Raw genomic sequence first — 17,905 nt, 5'->3', positions numbered from 1 at the left:
TTCGACACGGGGTATGTACGTGGACATGGCACCGGGGACACCGGGAAAAGGGCCACGTCCAGCATGGGGGACAGCGCGGCGCACGGCACGCGGAGCACGGTGACGCCCGGCGGGAGGCGCCGGTGAGCGCGCGGCTGCGCGGGATCGCGCAGGACACGGTGGACATCGTCGCCGACGGGGCGTACACGGCGCCGGACGGGCGGCGCGTCGAGCTCGCGGACGCGGTGGCCGCCGCGCGGGCCGGGACCCGGCTCTACGGCCCCGATCCCGTCGAGGTGCCCCCGCGCGCGCCCGGCCCGACGACCGTCGAGGTCACGGGGGAGTCCAGCCTGGAGGCCGCCCACCGCCTGCACGGCGCGGGCGGCGGCCCCGTAGCCGTTCTGAACTTCGCCTCGGCCCGCAATCCGGGCGGCGGCTTCCTGAACGGCGCACAGGCGCAGGAGGAGGCGCTCTGCCGGTCCTCCGCGCTGTACGTGTGCCTCCTGGAGCAGCGCGGCTTCTACGACCACCACCGGGCGCACCGCGACCCGTTCTACAGCGACCGCGTCATCCACGCCCCCGCCGTGCCCGTCTTCCGCGACGACCGCGGCAACCTCCTCGGCGAGATGTACGCGACCGGGTTCCTCACCTCGCCCGCGCCCAACGCCGGAGTGGTGCGGCGCACGGCGCCCGAGCGGGCCGACGCGCTCCCGGACGCGCTCGCCGCCCGTGCCGGGCGGGTCCTGGAGACCGCCGCGGCCTGCGGCTACCGGCGGCTCGTGCTCGGCGCGTGGGGCTGCGGGGTGTTCCAGAACGACCCGGCGCAGGCCGCCGAGGCGTTCCGGGCGCTGCTCGGGGCGGGAGGCCGGTTCGCCGGGTACTTCGACCACGTCGTGTTCGGGGTGCTCGACCGGACCCGGGGCGAGACGACGCGCCGGGCGTTCGAGCGGGTCCTCGGGGCGGCGGGGTCCACGGGGGCGACGGGGCGGACGTCGGCCTGAGGCCGCGGGCCGCGGCGCCTCAGTCCCCGCCCTGCTCGATGCGGTACTGCTCCGCCAGCTCGTCGAAGGTGTCCGTGACGGCCTCCCGCAGGTCCGTCGGGTGCGCCTCGCCCACGAACGCCCGCACCCGGTCCCTGACCTCCGCGGCCTTCTCCGCGCTCGCGAAGATGCCGAGGACGAGGTCGCACTCCGGGTCGTCCGGGCCCCGCACGTCACCCAGAGTGAAGCCCCACGGCACCTCACAGGGGCCGACGTGGTCCTCGACGGGACACAGGAGCCGGGCGAGCGGCTCCTGCAGGGCGAGTGCGGCGTCGGTGCCGGCGAAGGCGCGGATGTGGATCTCGTAGATCTGCACGCTGGGGACGGTAGGCGGGCGGGGCGGTGGTCGCACGGGGTTTTCGGCGTGCGGGGCGGGCCTCGGGGCGCCGGGTCCATGCGGCCGGCGTGCTGGGGGTGCCGCACTCCCAGGGGCTGCCGGGCGCACCGGGCTGTCGGTCCGTGCGGCATGCGGGCTTCTCCGCGCGGCTGGGCCTTGTCGTGCGGGTGCCCGGGGGCAGTGGGCTCTTCGGGTGTCGGGCGCAGAGGGCCCTTGGGCTTCACGGCCGCAGTCCGCGCGACGACGTCCCGTACCGGGCGTGCGTGTCCGCCGTGCCGGGCGTGCCCGGTGGCCCGTGCGGCAGGGGAGGCCTCCGCGTCCCGGAAGCCTCCCACGTGTGCCGGGCGCAGAGCCCCTACGTCCTCACGGCGCCGCCTGTGTCCGCCAGCGGCGTCGGCCACTCCTCGTGCCAGCGCAGGTCGTCCTCCAACTGCGCCGCCAGGGAGATCAGCAGGGGCTCGCTGCCCTCGGGGCCGAGCAGCTGGGCGCCGACCGGCAGACCGCCCGCGACCCGGCCCGCGGGCACGTTCACGCCGGGCCAGCCGAGCACGTTCCACGGCCACGCGTACGGGCAGGCCGCGATCATCGCCTGGTCGGTGCGCCAGCCGCTGAGCGCGGCCATGGTGCCGACGGGCGGGGGCGGGGTCGCCGTCGTCGGCGCGAGCACCACGTCGTACGTGTCGAAGACCGCCCCGACCCTGCGGTGCAGCGTCGCCTCCGCCCGCCGCGAGAGCCGCAGCGGCGCGCCGCCGAGCAGCCGCCCCAGGCGCGCCGCCTCCCGGGTGCGCGGGTCGAGCAGCGACGGATCGGGCACCCGGCGCACCCAGTCCGCCACCCCCGCCGTGGCCCGCGGCACGAACGCGAGCCCGATCTGGCCGTAGCGGGGGTCGGCCTCGGACACGTCGTGGCCGAGCGCGGCGAGCCGCTCCGCGAGCGCCACGACCTTGCCGCGCACCAGCGGATGCAGCCGCTTCGGCGTCGCCGTGAACGGCATGCCCAGGGAGAGGGCCACCCGCAAACGCCCCGGCTCGCGCGTGGCCGCGTCGGCGGCGCGGATCGCGGGCGGCTGGTGCAGGTCGTCCGCGTGGTTGCCGCTGGCCACGTCCAGGAGCAGGGCGGCGTCGGCGACGGTGCGGGCCAGCGGGCCGTTGACGGTGATGCCGTTGAACGCCTCCGGCCACGGCCACGTCGAGATCCGTCCGCGCTGCGGCTTGATCCCGACGAGGTGCGTCCACGCCGCCGGTATCCGCACCGAGCCCGCGCCGTCCGAGCCGAGGGCCGCGGGGACCAGGCCCGCGGCGACCGCGGCCGCCGAACCGCCCGACGAGCCGCCCGGCGTGTGCCCGGTGTGCCACGGATTGCGGGTGTCGCCGAAGGCCGGGCCCTCCGTGAACGGCCACTGCCCCAGCTCGCACGTGTTGGTCTTGCCGACGATGACGGCCCCCGCCGCCCGCAGCCTGCGCACCGCCTCGGCGTCCTCGGCCTTCGGCGGGAAGTCACCGGGGCACCCGAAGGCGGTGGGCTCGCCCGCCACGTCGGTGTCGTCCTTCACCGCCACCGGCACCCCGAGCAGCGGCAGCCGCTTGCCCGCCGCCAACTCCCGGTCGGCCGCCTCCGCTTCGGCCGTCGCGGCCTCGGCGCGCACCACCCGGAACGCGTTGAGGCGGGGCTGCGCCGCCTCGATCCGGGCGAGCGCCCGCTCGGTCAACTCCCGTGCGGTCACCTGGCCCTCGGCCAGCACACGGGCGGTCTCCGCGAGTCCCGGGGAACGGTCGGCGGTCATGTGGGGGCACCTTCCATCGGGCAGCACAGCTGTGGGGCAGGGGAGCGGGGAACACTGCGGTGGGCGGGGCGGGCGGAGCACACGAGGAGCGGGGGCGGGGGAGCGGGGGAAGGGTCCGGGGGTCGGCGGCCCGGTCGGGCATGTGACCGAACGGTAGCCTCCGGCGGCCCAACGCGGTATCCGGACGGGGGAGTTCACGCCGCTCGCCGGGTGTGCCCCGCCCCCGTGGCGGCGCGCGGGAGAGGCGTGCGACGCCCTCGCGGGGCCGTGCGTGCGCCGTCGCGGGCGTACGTGACATGCCGCGCGACCAGGGACGACGGCGTGCGCGGCCGTGCCCCGCCGCCTGCCCGGCAGCGCCCCCGCGCCCGCCTGGGTGCGCCCCGGGGCCGTCTGGAAGGATTGCGAGGGTCATGGTGCAGATACCGAAGCAGCAGCCCGCGCCGGTCCCGGCGCCGGACGCGCCGAGCTCCCCGCCCGACTCCGTGCCGCAGGGCACGCCGCACTCCGTCCCGACGAGCGCCGACGTCGCCCGCCTCGCGGGCGTCTCCCGCGCCACCGTCAGCTACGTCCTCAACAACACCAGCGCCGTCCGGATCAGCGAGCCCACCCGCCGCCGCGTCCACGCGGCCGCCAAGGAACTGGGGTACGTCCCGCACGCCGCCGCCCGCAGCCTGCGCGCCGGGCACAGCCGCATGGTCCTGATGCCGACCCCGCAGATCGCGGTCGGCCCGCTCTTCAGCGAGTTCATCAACGAACTCCAGTGGGCGCTCAGCCGGTTCGACTACACCGTGGTGCAGTACGGCAGCCTCGGCCTGACCGGTGAGGAGGCGGCCCGCGCCTGGGCGGAGCTGCGCCCCGTGGCCGTCCTCGCGCCCGACGCGATCGCGCTCGGCGCCCGCGGCGTCGCCGTGCTCAAACGCTCCGGCGCCAAGGCCGTCTTCACCCTCGGCCCGCAGCGGGCGGACGGCGCGCACGCCCTGCTCATGGACCAGCGCCTGGTGGGCCGCGCGGCCGCCGCGCACCTCCTGGCCCAGGGCCGCCGCCGCATCGGCGTCGTCGTCCCTGAGGAACCCGGCCTGGAGGCATTCTCCCAACCGCGCCTCGACGGCGTCCGCACGGCCGTGCGGACCGTCGAGGGCTGCTCGGTGACCGAGCTGCCCCTGGCCTACACCGAGGACTCGGCGGCCCGCCTCGTCGACGGCTGGCGGTCGCTCGGCCTCGACGGGGTCTTCGCGTACAACGACGAGTACGCGATGCTCCTGATGCGCGCCCTCCAGGACGAGGGGATCACCGTCCCCGACGACATCGCCGTCGTCGGCGCGGACGACCTGATGCTGGCCCGGCTCCTTCGCCCGCGCCTGAGCAGCGTCCGCATCGAGCTGCCGTCGGGCCGGAGCCTCGCGGAACTCGTCGACCGGGTGGTGCGGGAGCCGGGCGGGCGGGCCGAGGTGCACGACGTGCTCGGCGCGAGCGTGGTGCACCGCGAGTCGAGCTGACCCGCGCCGCGCCCGCGGGGGCCTCCCGCGGGTCGGGGCCGTGCGGACGCGGCGGGCGCGGGCCCCGGGGTCGTCCACCCCGTCACCCGCGCCCGCACCCGCGTTCGTGACCCGCTGTTACTGCTCCTGCTCCTTGGCCTGCTGCTCGGCCACGGACTTGCGCACCTCGTCCATGTCCAGCTTGCGGGCCTGGCCGATCACGTCCTCCAGGGCCTCCGCGGGCAGCGCGCCGGGCTGCGCGAACACCGCGACCTGATCGCGGACGATCATCAGCGTCGGGATCGACTGGATGCCGAACGCCGCCGCGAGCTCCGGCTGCGCCTCCGTGTCGACCTTGCCGAAGACCAGGTCGGGATTGGCCTCCGCGGCCTTCTCGTAGACCGGGGCGAACTGGCGGCAGGGCCCGCACCAGGACGCCCAGAAGTCGATCAGGACGAACTGGTTGTCCGTCATCGTCTGGTCGAAGTTTTCCTTCGTGAGCTCCACTGTCGTGCTGCTCATGGTTTGTTCTCTCTTCCTGATGAGGGCGAAGCCGTCGTGCACAACGGCCGGGGCGACGGCCGTATTCCGCGCGCGTACCCGTGTGGCCACGCCGCACACCTGGGACCAGACTGTCCCCATGACGGATGCCACGGAAGCCAGCGAAACCATCACCTACGACGTCGTGGTCGTCGGCGCCGGACCGGTGGGCGAGAACGTCGCCGACCGGGCCCGCGCGAACGGCCTGAGCACGGCGATCGTGGAGAGCGAACTCGTCGGCGGCGAGTGCTCGTACTGGGCCTGCATGCCGAGCAAGGCCCTGCTGCGCCCGGCCGTGGCCCGCGCCGACGCCCGTCGCGTACCGGGCCTGCGCCACCTCGTCGAAGGCCCCCTCGACGCGGCCGCGGTCCTCGCCCACCGCGACTCCTACACCTCGCACTGGAAGGACGACGGCCAGGTGGGCTGGCTCGAATCCGTCGGCGTGGACCTCTACCGCGGCCACGGCCGCCTCGCGGGCACCCGCCAGGTCACGGTCACCGCCGGGGACGGCACGGTCCGCCGGCTCACCGCCCGCCACGCCGTCGCCGTGTGCACCGGCAGCCGCGCCGTCGTCCCCGACCTGCCGGGCGTCGCCGACGCCAGGCCCTGGACCAGCCGCGAGGCGACCAGCTCCGACCACGTGCCCGGGCGCCTCGTCGTCGTGGGCGGCGGCGTGGTCGGCGTGGAGATGGCCACGGCCTGGCAGGCCCTCGGGGCGCGGGTGACGCTGCTCGTCCGCGGGGAGGGGCTGCTGCCGAAGATGGAGCCGTTCGCCGGGGAACTCGTCGCCGACGCGCTGCGCGAGGCGGGCGCCGACGTCCGCACGGACACCTCGGTCCGCGAGGTCCGCCGGGAGGGCGCCACCCTCACCGTCACCCTCGACGACGGCGCCACCGTCGAGGCCGACGAGATCCTCTTCGCCACCGGCCGCGCCCCGCGCACGGACGACCTCGGCCTGGAGACGGTCGGCCTTGAGCCCGGCGCGTGGCTGACCGTCGACGACAGCTGCAAGGTGACGGGCAGCGACTGGCTGTACGCCGTCGGGGACGTGAACCACCGGGCGCTCCTCACCCACCAGGGCAAGTACCAGGCCCGGATCGCGGGCGCGGCCATCGCCGCCCGCGCCCAGAAGGTCCCGCTCCTGGAGACCGACCGCTGGGGCACCCACAGCGCCACCGCCGACCACGACGCGGTCCCCCAGGTCGTCTTCACCGATCCCGAGGCCGCCTCCGCCGGCCTCACCCTCGCCGCCGCCGAGGCCGCGGGCCACCGCGTGCGCGCCGTCGACCACGACCTCGCGTCGGTGGCGGGCTCCGGCCTGTACGCCGACGGCTACCGCGGCCGCGCCCGCATGATCGTCGACCTCGACCGCGAGATCCTCCTCGGCGTCACCTTCGTCGGCCCCGGCGTCAGCGAGCTCCTGCACTCCGCCACGGTCGCCATCGCCGCCGAGGTCCCCATCGAGCGGCTGTGGCACGCGGTGCCCGCGTATCCGACGATCAGCGAGGTGTGGCTGCGGCTGCTCGAGACGTACCGGGGCTGACGGCCGCGTACCGAGGCTGGCGGCCGTCCCGTCACCCGAGCTGAACCGGGGTGGGCGGCCGTCGCCGCCGGGCCACCGCGTCAGGCGGCGCGGCGGTCACTCCGCCGCGCCTCCCAGCGCTGGGCCGCCCGCCGCCTGCGTCGCAGCGCGGCCAGCTCCGCCTCGTCCTTGCCGCCCCAGACGCCCGACGTCTGCCCGGACCCCAGCGCGTACGCGAGGCACTGGTCCCGCACGGGACAGCGTGTGCACACCCGCTTGGCCTCCTCCTGGTCCCTTTCGGCCGGTCCTGTCGTGCCCACCGGGAAGAACAGCTCGGGATCGGCGTCCGCGCACGCGGCCCGGTGGATCCACTCCTGTCGCAGCGGTACCTCATCCATGCGGCGCGGGTGCCCGGGGCGGCCCTGGACAAACAACCCCCGTTTGACGATGGGGCCGAGTGGTTACACGTGGGTTTCCCGTACGAACACATCAAGGAGAGCGCCGAGCAGCGCGGCGAGAAGCGGGAGCGGGCGCGGGAGATCGCGGCGCGCACCGTGAACAAGGAGCGGGCGCGCAGCGGCGAGGCCAAGACCGCATCCCGTACGTCGACGCAGGACATCTCGTCCGGCCGCAGGGGCGGCCTGCGCTCGCACAGCGGCGCACAGGGTCCGACCCGCGACCAGCTGTACGAGGAGGCCAAGCGGCGCGGGCTGAAGGGACGTTCGTCGATGACGAAGGCGCAGCTGGCGCGGGCCGTGGGCGCTGAGGGGCAGGGTGGGGCGGGCGGCCGGGACGGCCGAAGCCGCCCCGCGCACCCAGGACGTCACCCCGCGCACCCTGTCCGCGCCTGCGGATCTGCGGGCCCGCGCCGGGTCCTCACGCCCCGTCCGCGAGGATCCCCTCCAGATGCCGGAGCGCCGTCGTCACCCGGGCCGGGTCCTGCTGGAAGAACGGGTCGTCCGGCACCGGAAGCGACCCGGCGAGGGCGATCCCCCGGCCCCGTGCCCACATCGCCTCGTCGGCGCCGACGGCCTCGCGGTACGTGGCGCGGGCCTGCGGGGGCAGGAACATCCACGCCGGTATCAGGTCGCACGCGGGGTCGCCCACGGCCAGCGTGCCGAAGTCGATCACCCCGGTGAGGTGGCCGTCGACGGCCAGGAGATTGCCGGTCGCGAGGTCGCCGTGCAGCCACACCGGCGGCCGGTCCCACGCGGGGGCGGCCAGGGCCTCCTCCCACACGGCGGTCACCGCGTCCGTGTCGACCATCCCGCGCAGCTTCGCGATCTTGCCGCGGACGAGGGAGTCGGCGGTCAGCGCATCGCACTCGGCGCCGACCCGGGCACCGCGGAAGGCGTTGCTGAGCTGCGGCTCAGGACCGCCCGTGGCGTCGATCGCCCGCAGTGCCGTCACGAACCCGGCGAGTTCCACGGCCGTCCGCCGCGGATCGGCCAGGCCGTCCGTCGTCGCGACCTCGCCGTCGAGCCACCGGCAGACCGACCACGGGAACGGGTATCCCTCGCCCGGCTTCCCCTGTGCCACCGGCCGGGAGACGGCGAGCGGCAGTTGCGGGGCCAGCCACGGAAGCCAGCGCTGCTCGCGCTCGACCTGCCCGACCCAGCGTTCGTAGCGCGGCAGCCGGACCGTCAGGTCGTCGCCCAGGCGGTACGTGACGTTGTCCATGCCCGAGCGCGGCACCGGCCGGATCGGCAATGGCGCCCACTGCGGGAACTGCGCGGTCAGCAGCCGTCGCACCAGGGCTTCGTCGATGCGGACGTCCCCGTCCTCGCCCCCGCCCCGCTCATCGTCTCCGTCGTCCTCGTGGTCCTCGTGGTCTTCGAAGTCGTCGTGATCCTCGTACTCCTCGTACGCGAACGGCTTGCCGGCACCACCTGTTGACACGGACTCTCCTCGACCTCTCCTCGACGCGACCCGACCGAAACACGGCCCGGCGGCCGTGGCCACCGGATCCGCGAGACCTCATCCCACCCACCGGATGCCCCGTTGTCCACCGAGTTTCCGCACGCCACAGCCGTCCCGGCACGCTCACGCGCCCCGACGCGCGCGACAATGAGGCCGCGGTCGAGGGCACGGGCACGGCACGCGGACTCCGTACGGTCGGGAGAACGCACGCCGTACGGGCGGGAACGGGAGACGGATGAGCGGGACGGCGGCGGCGCCGCGCGACGGGTGGCCGATCCTCGCGGCGGTGGCCGTGGGCGGCGCGGCCGGGGCGTCCGCCCGCTACGGCGCGGCCCTGCTGTGGCCGGTCGGGCCGGGCGGCTTCCCCTGGACGACGTTCGCCGTCAACGCCGTGGGGTGCGCGCTCATCGGCGTCCTGATGGCGCTGATCGCCGCGGCCCGCGAGCCCGTCCACCGCCTGGTCCGGCCGTTCCTCGGCACCGGGGTGCTCGGCGGCTTCACCACCTTCTCCACGTACGCGGTGGACACCGAGCGACTCCTTGACGGCGGCCACCTGGGGACCGGCCTGCTCCACCTGGCGCTGACACCGCTGACCGCGCTCGCTGCGGTGGCGGCGGCGGCGGTGGCGACGCGCCGGGTCCTCGCGGCACGGCGGGAGGCGGGCGGGCGGTGAACTGGCTCTGCGTGGTGGCGGGAGCGGCGATCGGCGCCCCGTTGCGGTACCTGACCGACCGGGCGATGCGTGCCCGGTACGGACCGGCCTTCCCCTGGGGGACGTTCACCGTCAACGTGGTGGGCTGCCTCGTCCTCGGCGTCGTCACCGGCGCCGCGAGCGCGGGCGCGGCGTCCGCGCACACCCAGCTGTTCCTCGGCACCGGTCTGTGCGGCGCGCTGACGACGTACTCGACCTTCGGGCACGAGACGTGGCGGCTGGCCGAGGACCGGCTGCCGCTCGCCGCCGCGGCGAACGTCGTCGGCAGCGTCGCCGTGGGCCTCGGCGCGGCCTTCCTGGGCGTGGCGGTCGGCGAGGCGCTGTGGGGCTGAGCGGAGCTGTGGGGCTGAGCAGCGCTTGTGGGGCTGAGCGGCGCCGCACCGCACGGGAGGCGCGGCGCCGGGACCCCTGACCCGCTTCCCTCAGCGGACCGCGGCCAGCGCCGACGACACCTCGGCGGCCCACCGCCACGGCTGCGCCGTCCCGCCGGGCTGCGAGTTGAAGTACTCCCAGCCCATGACGCCGCCCATGTCCGGGTACGTGGCGACCAGGCTTCGGATCGTCGACTTCAGCCGGGTCGGTGCCACGTACCCGCTGCCGCCGTTGGAGGGGTCCGTCAGCGTGCCCGCGACCACCTTCGACGCCGGTATCAGCCCGCGCCGGACGACCGCGTCATAGCTCGACGTGGACGTCATGCTGCCCCAGCCGTTGTAGAACTGCGCGTTGAACCAGGCTATGTCGTCGCCCCGGTCCCGGTAGAGCCGCTCGTAGTCGAAGCCCGACAGGTTCCCGCCCCCGCTCAGCGCGGACCCCACCGGGGCGAGGGTGATGAGGAAGCCGGGCCCGAAGTCGGCGCGCAGCGCGTCGATGACGCGCACGATGCCCGCGAGGGACATCCGCTCCTCCACATCCAGATCGACCCCGTCGAGCCCGTACCGCCGAATGAAGTCGCGGAGCAGCGGATAATACGTGTCGAATTCGTTGTCGAGCCGCGTGAAACTCCCCGGCGCCGCACCACCGACCATCGCGAGGACGTGCACCCCCCGCCCCTGCATCTCCTTCAGGTCCCGCCACATCCGGTCGTACTTCGCGGCCTCCGGCGGATCGTCGTTCACGTGCACCGGCGCGTAGGGACCGTTCAGGTCGTTCAGATGCACGGCGGCGACCAGGACATCGGTCACACCGGTCTTGTTCCTGGTCAGGCCCAGCGGCGAGACATACCTGCCGTTCGTGTACTGCGTCTGGTAGTAGACGACGACACGCCTGCCCACCGCAGCACGCGGCGCGGCCGCGGCCACCGTCCCCGACGCCACCGTCAGGGCGAGGGCACCGAAAAGCACGCTCCGTCTCTTCATCCCGAACTCTCCTCCAGGTCCGTCGAATTGCCGTACGCAGGCCGTTCCAGGCCTCGGCAATTCTGACGACGGAGGTGGTGCGGGGCTAGAGCGCGGGGGCAACTAATGCGCTTTAGTTGCCCCCGCTTGCCATGCTCGGTCGCGCTAGCCCGCGAACTCGCCCGCCAGCGCCGCCGCCATCCGCAGCTGCGGCGCCGCCTCCGCGTCCCGGCCCAGGCGCTCCAGGGTGCGGCCCAGCATCAGGCGGGCATAGCCCTCGACGGGGTCGAGGTCCAGGACCGTGCGCAGTTCGGTCTCGGCGCGGCGGAGCTGGGCCGAGTGGTAGTAGGCGCGGGCGAGGAGCAGGCGCGGGGCGACCTGCTCGGGGACCTCGTCGGCGAGCGGGGCGAGGATGCGGGCCGCCGTCGTGTACTCCTTGGCGTCGAAGAACTGGCCCGCGCGCTCCCAGCGCTCGGCCGCGGTGCCGTGGTCGAAGTAGGTGAACTCCACTGTGTGCCTCCTTGACCGCCCTCAACGGCACCAGAAGGTTGAATATTCCACTACTGGCATGGGTGGGCCGGGACGGGATATCGGATGTATCGGGTGCCTCGCTCGAACAGCGGCTCAGGAGGGGGTGACGGGGTGGACAATGAGCCGACTCTCAGCACCCCCGTCGCTGAGCGACATCCGTGGACGTGGCGCGACCCGCGGCACGTGGCGGAACCAGCGGCTGCGGACGTGGCGCGAGCCGCGGCCGGCCGCCCGAGTAGAGGGAGCACATGCGGTGAAGGACATCTGGGCCTATCCGCCCGGCAGCGGCCACCAGGCCGTGCCGCAGGAGCCCATGACGGGATTCACGGTCGAGGCGACCGACGGTGTCATCGGGCAGGTGGACCGGCACGTGGACCAGCCGGGCCGCCAGCACCTGGTCGTGGACACCGGAGTGTGGGTGTTCGGCAAGAGCGTGCTGATCCCGGCCGGGGCCGTCACGCGGATCGACCGCGAGGCCGGGACGGTGACGGTCGGACACTCCAAGGAGCAGGTCAAGGAGGCGCCGCAGTTCACCACCGACAGCCAGACGACCGACCCCGCGTATCTCAACGAGGTGGGCGCGTACTACGCCACGTTGGACAGCGGCTCGCAGCTCTGACACCGGTGCCGCCGCGCGGTGGCGGCACCGGTCGGATCCGGGCCGGGGCGTTGGCCTGTCCGCTCCGGGTGCACGGGGCTAAGTTGTGCCCTATGAGCAATCTTGATCGCGAGGCGGTGCCCGCGCTGTGCGGCGGCCGCGGGTTCGTCGTCGCGGAACCGGTCCGGGAACTCCTCAGCCCACGACACGTGAAGCTCGGCGAGGCGACCGAGGTACGGCGACTGCTTCCGAACCTGGGCCGCCGGATGGTCGGCGCCTGGTGCTTCGTCGATCACTACGGCCCCGACGACATCGCCGACGAGCCCGGCATGCAGGTGCCCCCGCACCCGCACATGGGCCTGCAGACGGTGAGCTGGCTGCACGAGGGCGAGGTCCTGCACCGGGACAGCACCGGCAGCCTGCAGACGATCCGCCCCCGCGAACTGGGCCTCATGACGTCGGGCAAGGCGATCTCCCACTCCGAGGAGAGCCCCAAGAAGCACGCCCGGCTGCTGCACGGCGCGCAGCTCTGGGTCGCCCTGCCGGACGCCCACCGCCACACCGAGGCGCGCTTCGAGCACCACGCCGACCTGCCGGTCGTGACCGCCCCCGGCGTCAGCGCGAAGCTGCTCCTCGGCACGCTCGACGGCGCGGAGTCGCCCGGTACGACGTACACGCCCATCGTCGGCGCCGACCTGACCCTCGGCCAGGGAACGGACGTACGCCTTCCACTGGAGCCCGACTTCGAGTACGCCGTCCTGTCCATGTCCGGCGAGGCCCACGTGGACGGAGTCCCCGTACTCCCCGGCTCCATGCTGTACCTCGGCTGCGGCCGCACCGAACTCCCCCTGCGCGCCGACTCCGACGCCGCCCTCATGCTCCTCGGCGGCGAGCCGTTCGAGGAGGAGCTGATCATGTGGTGGAACTTCATCGGGCGCACCCAGGAGGAGATCGAGCAGGCGCGGGAGGACTGGATGTCGGGGGCGCGGTTCGGGGAGGTGAAGGGGTATGACGGGGGGCCGTTGGCTGCGCCTACGTTGCCTGCGGTGCCGTTGAAGCCTCGGGGGCGGGTGCGCTGAGCTGGGGGTCTGCTGCAGGTTCGAGTTGGTCCGCACCTGGTCCGGTTCTTGGCGGACGGCCTGCAGCGCTCGCGAGTGGGTTCGCGGTACCACGGCACAGGTAGGCAGAACCATATTCTGGCGTGAGACCCGTGCGAGCCGTGCCGGAGCGGAGCGGTCCAGCGCGGCAGCCTGCGGCTTTCGAAACACTTTCGCCGCTCCTCCTGCGTCGGCCGCTTCAGCGACACGCCACACGGGAGAAGCATGCCCGCTGGCCCGGCTGTGCACGGCGGCACGTCAGTGAGACAACCGGCCGCACCGCGAGGTTCCCGCCCGGCGGCACCGTCTCTTACACACGGTCGGCGCAGCGGGATGCCTCGTCCCGCATGTGTGGGGCCGCGGATCACGGGACACCCGATACGGCGGAGAGATGCGTCCACGCAATCACAGCGAGCGGTGGGCGCGCGCCACCGTCCGGTGCGGCGCAAGCTGGAAACCGTGGCCCCGAGGAAGGAACAGCACTGATGGGCGCCCCCCGCAGGACCCGACGAGCAAGCCCCCGCAGCCGGAGTTCGCTCAGCAGGACCAGGAGCCGCCGGGCTGGACCGGTCCGATGGATCCGCCCCCTGACCACGGCGAGGACTCCTACCGGGGGAGTGGGCTGCTGCAGAACCGGGCGGCGGTGGTGACCGGCGGGGACCCTGCCGCACATCCCTTCGGGCGGATCCATCATCAACACCACCTCGGTGCAGGCTTACCGGCCGAGCCCGCACCTTCCCGACCACCCCTTGATCCGGCCTGGGGAGCGAGGGAGCGTGGCAGCGAGAGGACCGGCGCGGAGGAGGCGGTGAGGTGAGTCCAGACGTTGAGCTACAGGTCGGGCGGCGCAAGGTGACCGTGAAGCGGGCCGAGAAGGAGTTGTTCCCGCAAGAGGGCATCACCAAGGCCGATCTCGCCGAGCACTACCGGCGTGTGGCCCCCCGCATGCTGCCTGAGCTGCGCGGCAGACCGCTGATGCTGGAGCGGATGCCGGACGGCATCGAGGGCGATCGCTTCTATCAGAAGGCGGTCTCCGACCACTTCCCCGACTGGATCCATCGCGCGACCGTCGCCAAGGAAGACGGCGAAGTCACGCATGTGGTCTGTGACGACACAGCGACGTTGGTCTATCTCGCGGGCCAGGCGTGCATCACCCCGCACCGCTGGCTGAGCCGCGCCGACGAGCCGCGCCGCCCGGACCGCCTGGTCTTCGACCTCGACCCGCCCGCCGACGACTTCGAGCCGGTGCGCCGCGCGGCGCACCGCCTGCACGAGCTGCTCAAGGAGCTGGACCTTCCGTCGGGCCTGATGACCACGGGCTCACGTGGACTCCACGTCGTCGTGCCGCTGCGCCGGCGCGATGACGCCGACGACGTGTTGGCGTTCGCCCGTGACACAGCCGGGACGTTGGCGGCGCGGCACGCGCGGGAGCTGACGACCGAGCCCCGCAAGGAAGCCCGCAAGGGGCGTTTGTATCTGGATGTCGCGCGTAACGGCTACGCCCAGACCGTGGTGGCGCCGTTCGCCGTCCGGTCCAGGCCGGGTGCCCCCGTGGCGGTGCCGCTGGACTGGGACGAACTGGATGACCCCGAACTGACCGCACGCCGCTGGACGGTGACCGACCTCGGCGACCGCCTGGAGAAGGACCCCTGGACAGGACTCGCGCACCACGGCCGCGGCGTGACCGCGGCGAACCGGCGCCTGCGAGGACTGACACGGAGCGAAGGCGGTGAGACGTGACGGACAGCGTCCGCGTCGGGCGATGGACTTGGTGAAGATCACTTCTTCCGAGGCCGTCGCGTCAACCGGCCCAGTGTGTCCGGCGGGCCTCAGTCGGTGGAGAGTGCGGCGATCAGGCGACCCGCGTCGGGGGTGTCCAGAGCGCGGGCGGCGTCCGCGAGCGCGACCATGCCGACGAGGTCGGTGCCGTCGATCACCGGCAGGCGCCGGACCTTGTGCTGCGTCATGGTCGCGACGACCTCGTCGACGCCGTCGTCCGCACCGATCGTCACGGCCTCCCCCTGTGCCAGGGTGCCCGTCTCGACCTCCGCCGGAGCGAGCCCCGCACCGAGGACCCGCACCACGATGTCCCTGTCGGTGACGACACCGACGAGCCGGTTGTTCTCGCCGCAGATGGGCAGGGCGCCCACCTGCAACTCCGTCAGCTTCCGCGCCGCGTCAAGGGCGCTCTCGTGCGCCTGCACGCACTGCGCGCCGCCGGTCATGATGTCCCGTGCCGTCGTGGTGGCCATCGCGAATCGCCGTCCCATCTCTGCTTGCGGATGATCCCGCACGCTGTCGGTGCCGGAACTGTCCCGCTCCGGGTGACCGGGGCCGACGCCGGTGAAACAGATTGGTCGGAAGTTCCTCACGACTCGGATGATCGCTGTCCTTGAAGCGTCAAGGAGTGCGAGTGAGCCCGAGCAGTCGGGGCACCGGATGAAGTGGCGCGACCCGCAGAGGCACCGAACGTGATCCACTGAGGGCGCCTGTGAGCAGCCGGTGGGCTTCCGATCGAGCCGTGCAGAAGAGCAGAAGAGCGGTGGAAAGCGAGTTCAATATGGCGGCCGGACGGGCGGACGCTCAGGAGTCGTCGGGGTGGTTCGTACGGGGGCGGCAGTGGTGGGGGCGGGCTTTCCGCTACGCCGGTTCCGAACGGCAGAGCGTGCTGCTGGTCGCGAAGAGCACCCTCGCTGCCACGGTCGCCTGGATCGTCTCGTTCTACTGCCTTGACGCGCAGTCACCGGCGTTCGCCCCCTTCTCCGCAACAATGATCATGTATGTCACGGTCTACCAGTCGGTGACACAGTCCCTTCGCTACGTCGGCGCGGTCGCGGCAGGGGTGGCTGTCCAGGCCGCGCTCGGCTTCCTCGTCGGCTCGGATCTGCTGACCTTCGTGCTGGTGGCGGCTCTCGCCCTGTCGATCGGGCGCTCACGGGTGCTGGGGGTGCAGGGGCCCCAGGTGGCCACCGCCGCGTTCTTCGCGTTCTCCACCTACGTCAGCGCCGCCGACAACACCACCCGCCTCTCACACCTGGGACAGATCGTGCTGCTTGTCCTCATCGGCTGCGCCATCGGCACCGTGGTCAACGTCACCATCGCCCCGCCGCTGCGCTACCGGAGCGCCGAGCACAGCGTCCGCATCCTCGCCCGAGCGCTGTACGACCTCTCCGTCGACATCCACCCCGCCTTGCGCGAGGGTGCGCCGGATTCGGACACCACGGCGCGGTGGCGCGAGCGCGCCTATCGGACGGACGGCCTGATCGCGCAGGCCAGGGCCGGCTTGCACACCGCCAAGGAGAGCATCCACTACAACCCTCGGCGGCTGCTGAGGCGTTATCGTGGGCGACTGACCTTCCAGGGGTACGACGCGGTGCTGATCTCCCTCGAACGCACCCTGGGCCAACTGGCCTCCCTGACACGAAGTCTCGACCGGTGGAAGCAAGAGGAGATCGAGTACGCGTACCGCTCCTTCCTGGACCGGTACGCAGCGTTCCTCGAAGCCATCTCCGAGATCGCCTACGCGCTGAGCGCCCTGGACGAGCAGGAACTGAGCCGACAGACGGAGAATCTGGACGGACTGGTCCGCGCGGCGTGGACGCGGTGTCGAGAGGTAGCCGAGGAGGCCGAGGCCAAGGCCCTGCCGCTGGCTGACCCTGCCCGGCCTTACGGGGCCCTGGTCATCGATGCCGCCCGCCTCATGGAGGAGGTCCAGTACATGAGCGACACCCTCCGGAGCCGGGTGGAGGCGTAACCCGCCCGCCGCGTGAGGGCTACGGCTGAGGCAGCGGCGTCATGACGAAGCCGCTTCTGGGCGCCGTAGGCATGCGGCGCAGCGGAATGCGGAGGTTCTGCTCCGGCACGTCGTAGCGCAGTGCGGCCAGCAGGGGGACGAGGGTTTCGAGGACCTTCAGCGTGACGTCCTCCCCGGGGCAGCGGTGGTTGGTGGCGGGGTCGCCTCCGCCCTGGGGCACCAGTTCGTCGCGGCCGGGCTCGCGGCCCACGAAACGGCCGGGATCGAAGAGGTAGGGCGTGGGCCAGAGGTCCGGGTCGTGGTTGTGCCCGTACAGGTCGAGCAGGACCATGCTGCCCGCGGGGATGTCCTGCCCGTCCCAGAGCAGGTCGGCCGCGGCGATCCCGCCGACGAAGGGCGCGAAGGGGTAGAACCGCCGGACCTCGTGAGCGAAGGCGCGCGCGTAGGCCGCGTCACCGTCGGCGAGGAGCTTGCGGTGTTCGGGCCAGCGGTGCAGGGCATGTCCGGCGAAGGTCAGGAACCAGCTGACGGCGACCGTCGGGCGCAGCACGTTCAGGACCTCGACCGCCGCGGTATGCGCGTCCAACGGTTGCCCCTCGGCGTCATGGTGGGCTGCCACTGACGCAAGGACCGAATCAGCGGGAGCCGCCTTCGTCCCGTCGCGCACGTTCTCGACCAGCCGGGCGAGCCGCTCCTCCTGACGGCTGCGGGCGCGGCGGGCCCGCAGATGGCGGGGCCCCGGCGAGGCGAAGCCGTCGACCATGGCCACCAGATCGCGAGCCATCTCCTCACTGTCGACGTCGTTGAGGAGCACGCCTGACCAGGCGCAGACCGCGCGCGTGAGCAGCAGGCTCGACTCGTCGAAGAGCACTACCCGGTCGCGGCCGGCCCACCGCTGCCGGGCCAGGGCCCACTCGGACCTGAGACGCTCGGCAAGGGAGTCCAGGCTGCCGCGGTCTTTGAGCAGGGACATGAACAGGGCCTTGCGGACCTGGTGTTCGCTGCCGTCGAGGGTGTGCACCGCCCCGCGTCCGAAGAGGGTGTCGAGAACGGGGCCCGGCAGCGCGCCGTGGCGTTCGATGTGGCTCTCGTCGTAGAAGAAGCGCACCGCTTCAGGGCCGTGGAGGGCTACGGCGTTCTTGCCCATGAGACGACAGCGCACCGGCTTGCCACGGCTGCGTCGATAACGGTCGGGCAACCACGCGTATCCCTGGGCGATCAATGCCAAGGTGCTGTCGAACACATCGGGCCTCCTTTGCTGTGAACTGGCCGTGAACCGGCGG

General features: G+C 73.1%; 18 protein-coding genes and 2 pseudogenes. 11 read left to right on the top strand and 9 right to left on the bottom strand.

Features of this window, described 5'->3' with window-relative positions:
- Positions 1–122: 122 nt before the first annotated feature.
- On the top strand, positions 123–980 hold the full coding sequence (locus AB6L24_RS04335) for a TIGR02452 family protein (protein ID WP_405652276.1): 858 nt from the start codon (positions 123–125) through the stop codon (positions 978–980).
- Positions 981–999: 19 nt separating this feature from the next.
- On the opposite strand, the gene AB6L24_RS04330 is transcribed toward AB6L24_RS04335, so the two are convergent.
- Together AB6L24_RS04330 and AB6L24_RS04325 are read right to left on the bottom strand one after the other, a co-directional pair.
- The gene (locus AB6L24_RS04330; RefSeq protein WP_405652273.1) at positions 1,000–1,335 is read right to left on the bottom strand and encodes a hypothetical protein; all 336 of its coding nucleotides are present in this window, start codon (positions 1,333–1,335) and stop codon (positions 1,000–1,002) included.
- Positions 1,336–1,711: 376 nt separating this feature from the next.
- On the bottom strand, positions 1,712–3,139 hold the full coding sequence (locus AB6L24_RS04325) for an amidase (RefSeq protein WP_405652271.1): 1,428 nt from the start codon (positions 3,137–3,139) through the stop codon (positions 1,712–1,714).
- 410 nt (positions 3,140–3,549) lie between these two features.
- Between AB6L24_RS04325 and AB6L24_RS04320 the strand changes: the two genes are divergently transcribed.
- The gene (locus AB6L24_RS04320; protein ID WP_405652268.1) at positions 3,550–4,635 is read left to right on the top strand and encodes a LacI family DNA-binding transcriptional regulator; all 1,086 of its coding nucleotides are present in this window, start codon (positions 3,550–3,552) and stop codon (positions 4,633–4,635) included.
- 117 nt (positions 4,636–4,752) lie between these two features.
- Here the strand turns inward: AB6L24_RS04320 and trxA are convergent, their stop codons facing one another.
- The gene (trxA, locus tag AB6L24_RS04315) at positions 4,753–5,136 is read right to left on the bottom strand and encodes a thioredoxin (RefSeq protein WP_030362580.1); all 384 of its coding nucleotides are present in this window, start codon (positions 5,134–5,136) and stop codon (positions 4,753–4,755) included.
- A 118-nt stretch (positions 5,137–5,254) separates the two neighbouring features.
- Between trxA and AB6L24_RS04310 the strand changes: the two genes are divergently transcribed.
- A complete protein-coding gene (locus AB6L24_RS04310) occupies positions 5,255–6,697 on the top strand; it encodes a dihydrolipoyl dehydrogenase family protein (protein ID WP_405652266.1) in 1,443 nt (480 codons plus the stop codon).
- Between the two features lie 80 nt (positions 6,698–6,777).
- On the opposite strand, the gene AB6L24_RS04305 is transcribed toward AB6L24_RS04310, so the two are convergent.
- Entirely contained in the window at positions 6,778–7,074 is a 297-nt protein-coding gene (locus AB6L24_RS04305) for a WhiB family transcriptional regulator (protein ID WP_405652264.1), read from the bottom strand.
- A gap of 69 nt (positions 7,075–7,143) precedes the next feature.
- Between AB6L24_RS04305 and AB6L24_RS04300 the strand changes: the two are divergent.
- Positions 7,144–7,437, top strand: a pseudogene (locus AB6L24_RS04300) (plasmid stabilization protein); the annotation flags it as partial.
- A 115-nt stretch (positions 7,438–7,552) separates the two neighbouring features.
- On the opposite strand, the gene AB6L24_RS04295 reads toward AB6L24_RS04300, so the two are convergent.
- Positions 7,553–8,575 carry an aminoglycoside phosphotransferase family protein gene (locus tag AB6L24_RS04295; protein WP_405652262.1) on the bottom strand — a complete coding sequence of 341 codons (1,023 nt, stop codon included), beginning with the start codon at positions 8,573–8,575 and terminating at the stop codon, positions 7,553–7,555.
- Positions 8,576–8,831: 256 nt separating this feature from the next.
- Here AB6L24_RS04295 and AB6L24_RS04290 point away from each other — a divergent pair, with 256 nt between their 5' ends.
- Positions 8,832–9,269: a FluC/FEX family fluoride channel gene (locus AB6L24_RS04290; protein ID WP_405652260.1), complete on the top strand. Its 438-nt coding sequence runs from the start codon at positions 8,832–8,834 to the stop codon at positions 9,267–9,269.
- The gene (gene crcB / locus AB6L24_RS04285) at positions 9,266–9,640 is read left to right on the top strand and encodes a fluoride efflux transporter CrcB (protein WP_405652258.1); all 375 of its coding nucleotides are present in this window, start codon (positions 9,266–9,268) and stop codon (positions 9,638–9,640) included. Before AB6L24_RS04290 ends, crcB begins: the two co-directional genes overlap by 4 nt.
- Before the next feature lie 90 nt (positions 9,641–9,730).
- On the opposite strand, the gene AB6L24_RS04280 is transcribed toward crcB, so the two are convergent.
- Positions 9,731–10,663: a glycosyl hydrolase family 18 protein gene (locus tag AB6L24_RS04280; RefSeq protein ID WP_405652256.1), complete on the bottom strand. Its 933-nt coding sequence runs from the start codon at positions 10,661–10,663 to the stop codon at positions 9,731–9,733.
- Positions 10,664–10,807: 144 nt separating this feature from the next.
- Positions 10,808–11,152 (bottom strand): tetratricopeptide repeat protein, encoded by a 345-nt coding sequence (locus AB6L24_RS04275; protein ID WP_405652253.1) that lies wholly within the window; start codon positions 11,150–11,152, stop codon positions 10,808–10,810.
- Positions 11,153–11,426: 274 nt separating this feature from the next.
- Between AB6L24_RS04275 and AB6L24_RS04270 the strand changes: the two genes are divergently transcribed.
- From AB6L24_RS04270 to ligD, 4 genes and pseudogenes are all read left to right on the top strand, one after another.
- Positions 11,427–11,792, top strand: coding sequence for a PRC-barrel domain containing protein (locus AB6L24_RS04270; protein WP_405652251.1), 366 nt, complete (start codon positions 11,427–11,429; stop codon positions 11,790–11,792).
- A 92-nt stretch (positions 11,793–11,884) separates the two neighbouring features.
- On the top strand, positions 11,885–12,850 hold the full coding sequence (locus AB6L24_RS04265) for a pirin family protein (protein WP_405652249.1): 966 nt from the start codon (positions 11,885–11,887) through the stop codon (positions 12,848–12,850).
- Between the two features lie 514 nt (positions 12,851–13,364).
- Positions 13,365–13,529 (top strand): annotated as a pseudogene (locus AB6L24_RS04260) (NAD(P)-dependent dehydrogenase); the annotation flags it as partial.
- Positions 13,530–13,681: 152 nt separating this feature from the next.
- On the top strand, positions 13,682–14,608 hold the full coding sequence (gene ligD / locus AB6L24_RS04255) for a non-homologous end-joining DNA ligase (protein ID WP_405652247.1): 927 nt from the start codon (positions 13,682–13,684) through the stop codon (positions 14,606–14,608).
- An 89-nt stretch (positions 14,609–14,697) separates the two neighbouring features.
- On the opposite strand, the gene AB6L24_RS04250 is transcribed toward ligD, so the two are convergent.
- Positions 14,698–15,120 (bottom strand): CBS domain-containing protein, encoded by a 423-nt coding sequence (locus AB6L24_RS04250; protein WP_405652245.1) that lies wholly within the window; start codon positions 15,118–15,120, stop codon positions 14,698–14,700.
- 308 nt (positions 15,121–15,428) lie between these two features.
- Between AB6L24_RS04250 and AB6L24_RS04245 the strand changes: the two genes are divergently transcribed.
- Positions 15,429–16,622: a hypothetical protein gene (locus tag AB6L24_RS04245; protein WP_405652243.1), complete on the top strand. Its 1,194-nt coding sequence runs from the start codon at positions 15,429–15,431 to the stop codon at positions 16,620–16,622.
- A gap of 19 nt (positions 16,623–16,641) precedes the next feature.
- Here the strand turns inward: AB6L24_RS04245 and AB6L24_RS04240 are convergent, their stop codons facing one another.
- Positions 16,642–17,865 (bottom strand): cytochrome P450, encoded by a 1,224-nt coding sequence (locus tag AB6L24_RS04240; protein WP_405652241.1) that lies wholly within the window; start codon positions 17,863–17,865, stop codon positions 16,642–16,644.
- Positions 17,866–17,905 lie beyond the last annotated feature (40 nt).

This window comes from Streptomyces sp. RK9 (assembly GCF_045070545.1).
Lineage (GTDB): Bacteria > Actinomycetota > Actinomycetes > Streptomycetales > Streptomycetaceae > Streptomyces > Streptomyces alboflavus.
Note: the sequence above shows the minus strand (reverse complement) of the source record. Positions and strands in the feature narration are given on the sequence as shown.

Bases quoted from the DNA above. Each gene is read 5' to 3' on its own strand.
- AB6L24_RS04325 (WP_405652271.1), bottom strand. From the start codon at position 3,139: ATGACCGCCGACCGTTCCCCGGGACTCGCGGAGACCGCCCGTGTGCTG.
- AB6L24_RS04320 (WP_405652268.1), top strand. From the start codon at position 3,550: ATGGTGCAGATACCGAAGCAGCAGCCCGCGCCGGTCCCGGCGCCGGAC.
- trxA (WP_030362580.1), bottom strand. From the start codon at position 5,136: ATGAGCAGCACGACAGTGGAGCTCACGAAGGAAAACTTCGACCAGACG.
- AB6L24_RS04310 (WP_405652266.1), top strand. From the start codon at position 5,255: ATGACGGATGCCACGGAAGCCAGCGAAACCATCACCTACGACGTCGTG.
- AB6L24_RS04305 (WP_405652264.1), bottom strand. From the start codon at position 7,074: ATGGATGAGGTACCGCTGCGACAGGAGTGGATCCACCGGGCCGCGTGC.
- AB6L24_RS04290 (WP_405652260.1), top strand. From the start codon at position 8,832: ATGAGCGGGACGGCGGCGGCGCCGCGCGACGGGTGGCCGATCCTCGCG.
- AB6L24_RS04280 (WP_405652256.1), bottom strand. From the start codon at position 10,663: ATGAAGAGACGGAGCGTGCTTTTCGGTGCCCTCGCCCTGACGGTGGCG.
- AB6L24_RS04265 (WP_405652249.1), top strand. From the start codon at position 11,885: ATGAGCAATCTTGATCGCGAGGCGGTGCCCGCGCTGTGCGGCGGCCGC.
- AB6L24_RS04250 (WP_405652245.1), bottom strand. From the start codon at position 15,120: ATGGCCACCACGACGGCACGGGACATCATGACCGGCGGCGCGCAGTGC.
- AB6L24_RS04245 (WP_405652243.1), top strand. From the start codon at position 15,429: ATGGCGGCCGGACGGGCGGACGCTCAGGAGTCGTCGGGGTGGTTCGTA.